The sequence below is a fragment of the Bradyrhizobium genomosp. I (2014) genome (genome assembly GCF_000261685.1).
In the GTDB taxonomy this organism is placed as follows: domain Bacteria; phylum Pseudomonadota; class Alphaproteobacteria; order Rhizobiales; family Xanthobacteraceae; genus Bradyrhizobium.
Genome location: NZ_AJQE01000256.1, coordinates 1 through 5,244 on the forward strand (window position 1 = coordinate 1; position 5,244 = coordinate 5,244).

A 5,244-nucleotide genomic window follows, 5' to 3' on the forward strand; every position below is an offset into this window, starting at 1 on the left:
GGGCGGCGGCGACCGCGCCGGGCGCGGGCTCGATCTGGGACGAGACCGCGGTGGAAGCCCGGATCGATCCCGGCGCCGAGCAGAGCCGGATCGGGGCGTCGCTGACCAAATCGGTGCCGCTGTCGGACGACACCTCGCTGACGCTTCAGAACGGCTACAGCGTCAACCAGCAGGGCACCACCGCGGTCCCCGGCATCGGCGGGCACATCACACGCAACTACGAGACCGACCAGACCGCCAAGGTCACCCTGACCGACACCGGCACCAGCATCTCCGCCGGCCAGACGCTGTCGACCACCGACGACAAATGGCTGCGCAAGGTCGGAGCCGAGCAGAAGCTGTTCGACAACGTCACCGTCTCCGGCTCGGTCGGCGAGACCTCGCAAGGCGCGATCAGCAAGAGCCTGACGGCCGGCTTCAAGAAGAGCTGGTAGTGTCTTCGCCTCTCCCCGCCTGCGGGGCGAGGGAGTGAGGCACCGGCCGAGCCGCGCATTCACTTCGCTGCTGGAACCAGCCTTTACACTCTCCTAACCATGCGCCACGGCAATACCCCCGAATGGTCCGGCCTTGCCGCATCTCGGCCCATTTGCGGCCAAATTCGGACGCACAGATGGGGAGCCTCACAGACGTCGTCGTGCGGGGGACACTCGCGCTGCGCTCAACGCGAACAGGGGAACAACGATGAACGCCACCCGTCCCGAAAAGATCGAAGCCACCGAGACCGAGACGGTCGACACCAACCTCGCCGCCGTGACCGAGGTCGAAGCCGGCATCCGCGATTTCGTCCGCAACGACATCGCCTATCTGCGCCGCCCGGCCGCGACCACGACCGACGCGCCGCCGCTCGACCCGAGCGCGGAAGCCACCGTCAACAACGTCAACTCGCTGATCCAGCGCGTCGCCGGCACCTCGCTGGCCGAGATCGAGAACCTCATCTCCGAGCTCGAGAGCCTGCGCGACCTGCTGCATGCTGAAGGCCAGCGCGTCCAGCGCGAGATCTCCGGCTACGCCCAGCTCAGCCAGGCTGCGATGAAGTCGACCCGCATGATCGCCGACAACGTCGCGCAGTGGAAGCGCGCCGCCGACGGCCTGCGCAACAGCTGATCGCGCGTCTCACGCATCACGGCCGCCGCGTTCCGGAAGGGGCGCGGCGGTTTGATTTGTGGAGGTGTTTCTCTTCTTCTCCCCGCTTGCCGGGAAAGGCGAAGAGCACCCACTTTTGAACCCACCGCCCCTCCCCGGCGACCAATGCCAAGCGCCCGTGGCCGTTGCCGGCCGGGTCTGGGGACATCTCATGGAAAGCATTCGGCCCGACAACACGGACCCAATCTCGCTGCGGCCTGCGCCGAATCAGCTCGGCACGATCATGCTGCGCTTTGTCGGATTGCTGGCGGGTGCGATCGCGGTGCTGGCGTTCGTCTACAGCCGCTGACACAGGGCCGAACGCCGGCCCCGGAAAGTTAACGAGCTCTTACCAGGCGGCTTCCACGGTCGAGGCTTCCAGGGTGTAGGCGCCATCGGCGTAGCCCTTCACCACCATGCCGGCGATCAGCATCACGGCCAGCGTCGCGGTCGCGAAGATGAATCCTACGAATTTGAGTGCGCCGCGGTCTGCCATGGTCCTCGTCCCCTGCCGTCTGCCAATTCGTTTCAAATAGACGGCGACAGGTTCATAATTGGTTAGCAACTTCCTGGCTCCGCCAAAACGGCTCGCGGTAACCATGTTGCGCAGGCTTATGGCAGCCGGCCGGAATCGCGTCCATAGCGTCAGGGCAACACTCGCGCACTGATTTGCCCCGTTCATCTTGGAACAGATCTAAAGCGCGATGCGATCAGGATGAATCGTCATCGCGCTTCAGGTTGCCGTTCAAGCATGATCCCCGCGCAAACGCGTTCCGCGTCTGCCGCGAGGGAAAACCGCTGCGCATTTTTCCGGATCATGCTCCGCCCTTCGCACGCAGCGGCACGAAGGCGCTGGCGGTGATGGAATAGACCTCCTCACCGCGCTGGTTGGTGCCGGTGGTGCAGGACGTCAGAATGCCCCAGCCGGGGCGCGAGGCGGAGGTGCGCTTGTCGACGACGACATTGACGTAAGCGACGGTGTCGCCGGCGAGCACGGGTCTGATCCAGCGCAGGTCGCGAAAGCCCGGCGACGGGCCCCACACCGCGACCTCCTCGCCGCGGGCTGCGGCTTCCCGTGCCAGACGCTGGCCGTCGGCGACGAGCAGGCTCATGCAGGCGGAGCCGACATGCCAGCCGGAGGCGGCGAGCCCGCCGAATAGCGAGTTCTTGCCTTCCTCCTCGTCGAGGTGAAAACGCTGCGGATCGAACTTTGCGGCGAATGTCTTGATGGCTTCGGCCGTGAACGTATAGGCACCGATCTCGCGGCGCTGGCCGATTTCGATGTCCTGGAAGAACCGCATCAGACCGCTCCCTCGCGCCGCTTGATCAGGATCGGCGAGGTCATCTCCGCGAGGGCCTGCCCTGCCGAGTTGCGCACGGTGCATTTGAACTTGACGATGCCGAGCTCCGGTCGACTCTTGGAGGCGCGCGCCTCCACGACGTCGACGTCGAGCATGAGATCGTCGCCCGGCCTGAGCGGCGAGAGCCAGCGCACCTCGTCGACACCGGGAGACCCCAGTGACGCGGCACGCGTGATGAAACCGTCGGCCATCATCCGCATCATCAGTGAGCACAGGTGCCAGCCCGAGCCGGACAGGCCGCGCAGCATGCTCTTGGCTGCCGCCTCCTCGTCGAGGTGCATCGGCTGCGGATCGAACTCGGCGGCAAATGCCAAAATCTCGCCGCGGGTGACATGGCGCGGGCCGAACGTTCCGAAGCGGCCGGGCGGGAAATCTTCGAAGGTCAGGGTCATCTTGGGGATTGGTTGGCGGAAATGACAGATTGTGGCCGCACTTTACCGCAATCTCAACCCGCCGGCCCGCATGGCTCGTGCTACATTCGACGCGGCGATCCGGTCTTGAGTCGGATGAACCGAGAGCCGAGACCCGATTCGAAGTCCCGACTTGCCTGGGGAGAGCAATGTTTTCATTCAGCGACCTGTTTCAGTGGGACCGCTTCATCACGCCGACGATCATCAAGACCTTCTACTGGCTGGTGATCGCGCTGATATGCCTGTTTGGCCTCTCCGGCATCTTCTCCGGCTTAGCTGCGATGGCGATCAGCCCGTTCGGCGGCTTCCTGGTGCTGCTGTCGTCGATCGCGAGCGTCGTGGTCGGCATCGTGTTCTCGCGCATCGCCGCGGAGCTGATCCTGATCGTCTTCCGCATCAACGAGCATCTTGGCGCGATCCGCGACCAGGGCGGCGGGATGCGGTAGCGCCGTCATTCCGGGGCGCGCGAAGCGCGAACCCGGAATCTCGAGATTCCGGGTCTGGTCCTTCGGACCATCCCGGAATGACAATTCTACGTATTGAACCTGAAATGCATCACGTCGCCGTCGGCGACGACGTATTCCTTGCCTTCGAGGCGGAGCTTGCCGGCGTCGCGCGCACCGGCTTCGCCGCCGAACGCGACGTAGTCCTCATACGCAATGGTCTCGGCGCGGATGAAGCCTTTCTCGAAGTCGGTGTGGATCACGCCCGCCGCGGCCGGCGCCTTGGTGCCGCGATGGATGGTCCAGGCGCGCGCTTCCTTCGGGCCGATGGTGAAGTAGGTGATGAGGTCGAGCAGCGTGTAGCCTGCGCGGATCAGGCGGTCGAGACCGGCCTCCTCCAAGCCCAGCGTCTCCAGGAAGTCGGCACGCTCCTCGCGTGAAATGGTGGCGATCTCGGATTCGATCTTTGCCGAGATGACGACGGCGACGGCACCTTCCTTGGCGGCCTGCTCCTGCACGGCCTTCGAGAACGAATTGCCCGTCGCGGCCGAGCCTTCCTCGACGTTGCAGACGTAGAGTACGGGCTTGGACGACAGCAAGCCGAGCATGCCGAAGGCGCGCTCCTCCTCCGGCTTGCGCTCGACGAGGCGCGCGGGCTTGCCCTCGCGCAGCAGCACCAGGGTGCGGCCCACGAGGTCGAGCTGCTCCTTGGCGTCCTTGTCGTTGCCCTTGGCCTTCTTGGTGAGATTGTCGACGCGCTTCTCGAGGCTGTCGAGGTCGGCGAGCATCAGCTCGGTCTCGATGGTCTCGATGTCGGCGAGCGGGGCGATCTTGCCCTCGACATGGGTGATGTCGGAATCCTCGAAGCAGCGCACCACATGGGCGATGGCGTCAACCTCGCGGATATTGGCGAGGAACTGGTTGCCGAGGCCTTCGCCCTTGGAGGCGCCGCGCACGAGGCCCGCGATGTCGACGAAGGTCAGTCGCGTCGGAATGATCTGACCGGACTTGGCGATGGCGGCGAGCTTCTCCAGCCGCGGATCGGGCACGGCGACCTCGCCGACATTCGGCTCGATGGTGCAGAACGGATAGTTCGCAGCCTGCGCCGCGGCCGTCTCGGTCAGCGCATTGAACAAGGTCGACTTGCCGACATTGGGCAACCCGACGATCCCGCATTTGAATCCCACCAGCGTTATTCCTTGCCGTTGTCGTCCTTGGTCAAAAATCCCTTCGCCTGCATGGCGAGATGCACCCTGTTGGCGAAGGTCGCGTCCGTGCCCTTGGCAAGCAGCGCGGCGTGCTCGGCAACAGCGTCGCAGAGAGTCGCCACCCATTCATTGTCGGCCTTGGCGAAGTCCGACAGCACGTGGCCGTGCACCAGTTCCTTGACGCCGGGATGACCGATGCCGAGCCGGACCCGGCGGTAATCGTTGCCGATATGCGCCGAGATCGAGCGCAGGCCGTTGTGGCCGGCGATGCCGCCGCCGATCTTCACCCGCACCTTGCCCGGCGGCAGCTCGAGCTCGTCATGGAACACGGTGACGTCGCCCTCGGCGATCTTGAAGAAGCTCGCGGCTTCCTGAACGCTGCGGCCGGACTCGTTCATGTAGGTCGTGGGCTTGAGCAGGATCACGCGCTCAGATCCGAGCGTGCCCTCCGAGGTCTCGCCCTGAAAGCGGCGGCGCCATGGTGCGAAACCATGACGCCGCGCAATCTCTTCGACGGCCATGAAGCCGATATTGTGCCGGTTACGTGCGCATTTCGCGCCGGGATTGCCGAGCCCAACAAAGAGTCGCATGACGCGGCGCGCCCCTCGCTCGGCGCGCGATCAGGGACCGCGCGCCAGCCTTGAGAGATTACTTCTTCTTGTCGCCGGCGGGAGCCTTGGCAGCCGCCGCCGGAGCGGCC

The 5,244-nt window shown here is 65.1% G+C and carries 8 protein-coding genes and 1 pseudogene; 4 read left to right on the forward strand and 5 right to left on the reverse strand.

All coding sequences use genetic code 11. From position 1 onward, the window contains the following. From IC50_RS23870 to IC50_RS42575, 3 genes and pseudogenes are all read left to right on the forward strand, one after another. Positions 1-434: pseudogene (locus tag IC50_RS23870) on the forward strand (hypothetical protein); the annotation flags it as partial. Between the two features lie 247 nt (positions 435-681). Continuing rightward, positions 682-1,104 carry a hypothetical protein gene (locus tag IC50_RS23875; protein WP_028176660.1) on the forward strand — a complete coding sequence of 141 codons (423 nt, stop codon included), beginning with the start codon at positions 682-684 and terminating at the stop codon, positions 1,102-1,104. Positions 1,105-1,294: 190 nt separating this feature from the next. Next, positions 1,295-1,432, forward strand: coding sequence for a hypothetical protein (locus IC50_RS42575; RefSeq protein WP_193374148.1), 138 nt, complete (start codon positions 1,295-1,297; stop codon positions 1,430-1,432). Positions 1,433-1,471: 39 nt separating this feature from the next. On the opposite strand, the gene IC50_RS42580 is transcribed toward IC50_RS42575, so the two are convergent. The 3 genes from IC50_RS42580 to IC50_RS23890 all read right to left on the reverse strand — a co-directional run bounded on the left by IC50_RS42580 (position 1,472) and on the right by IC50_RS23890 (position 2,875). Then, positions 1,472-1,618 carry a hypothetical protein gene (locus tag IC50_RS42580; protein WP_035710437.1) on the reverse strand — a complete coding sequence of 49 codons (147 nt, stop codon included), beginning with the start codon at positions 1,616-1,618 and terminating at the stop codon, positions 1,472-1,474. Positions 1,619-1,937: 319 nt separating this feature from the next. Continuing rightward, the gene (locus IC50_RS23885; protein ID WP_035710438.1) at positions 1,938-2,423 is read right to left on the reverse strand and encodes a MaoC family dehydratase; all 486 of its coding nucleotides are present in this window, start codon (positions 2,421-2,423) and stop codon (positions 1,938-1,940) included. After that, entirely contained in the window at positions 2,423-2,875 is a 453-nt protein-coding gene (locus IC50_RS23890) for a MaoC family dehydratase (RefSeq protein WP_035710441.1), read from the reverse strand. The genes IC50_RS23885 and IC50_RS23890 overlap by 1 nt, the downstream gene beginning before the upstream one ends. Positions 2,876-3,042: 167 nt before the next feature. Here IC50_RS23890 and IC50_RS23895 point away from each other — a divergent pair, with 167 nt between their 5' ends. Next, positions 3,043-3,339 carry a DUF4282 domain-containing protein gene (locus tag IC50_RS23895; protein WP_035710442.1) on the forward strand — a complete coding sequence of 99 codons (297 nt, stop codon included), beginning with the start codon at positions 3,043-3,045 and terminating at the stop codon, positions 3,337-3,339. 86 nt (positions 3,340-3,425) lie between these two features. On the opposite strand, the gene ychF is transcribed toward IC50_RS23895, so the two are convergent. Further along, entirely contained in the window at positions 3,426-4,523 is a 1,098-nt protein-coding gene (gene ychF / locus IC50_RS23900; protein WP_035710444.1) for a redox-regulated ATPase YchF, read from the reverse strand. A 5-nt stretch (positions 4,524-4,528) separates the two neighbouring features. Then, positions 4,529-5,134 carry an aminoacyl-tRNA hydrolase gene (gene pth, locus IC50_RS23905; RefSeq protein WP_035710446.1) on the reverse strand — a complete coding sequence of 202 codons (606 nt, stop codon included), beginning with the start codon at positions 5,132-5,134 and terminating at the stop codon, positions 4,529-4,531. Positions 5,135-5,244 lie beyond the last annotated feature (110 nt).

Excerpts from the sequence above, each read along its gene's own strand:
- IC50_RS23875 (WP_028176660.1), top strand. The coding sequence starts at position 682 with ATGAACGCCACCCGTCCCGAAAAGATCGAAGCCACCGAGACCGAGACG.
- IC50_RS42575 (WP_193374148.1), top strand. The coding sequence starts at position 1,295 with ATGGAAAGCATTCGGCCCGACAACACGGACCCAATCTCGCTGCGGCCT.
- IC50_RS42580 (WP_035710437.1), bottom strand. The coding sequence starts at position 1,618 with ATGGCAGACCGCGGCGCACTCAAATTCGTAGGATTCATCTTCGCGACC.
- IC50_RS23885 (WP_035710438.1), bottom strand. The coding sequence starts at position 2,423 with ATGCGGTTCTTCCAGGACATCGAAATCGGCCAGCGCCGCGAGATCGGT.
- IC50_RS23890 (WP_035710441.1), bottom strand. The coding sequence starts at position 2,875 with ATGACCCTGACCTTCGAAGATTTCCCGCCCGGCCGCTTCGGAACGTTC.
- IC50_RS23895 (WP_035710442.1), top strand. The coding sequence starts at position 3,043 with ATGTTTTCATTCAGCGACCTGTTTCAGTGGGACCGCTTCATCACGCCG.
- pth (WP_035710446.1), bottom strand. The coding sequence starts at position 5,134 with ATGCGACTCTTTGTTGGGCTCGGCAATCCCGGCGCGAAATGCGCACGT.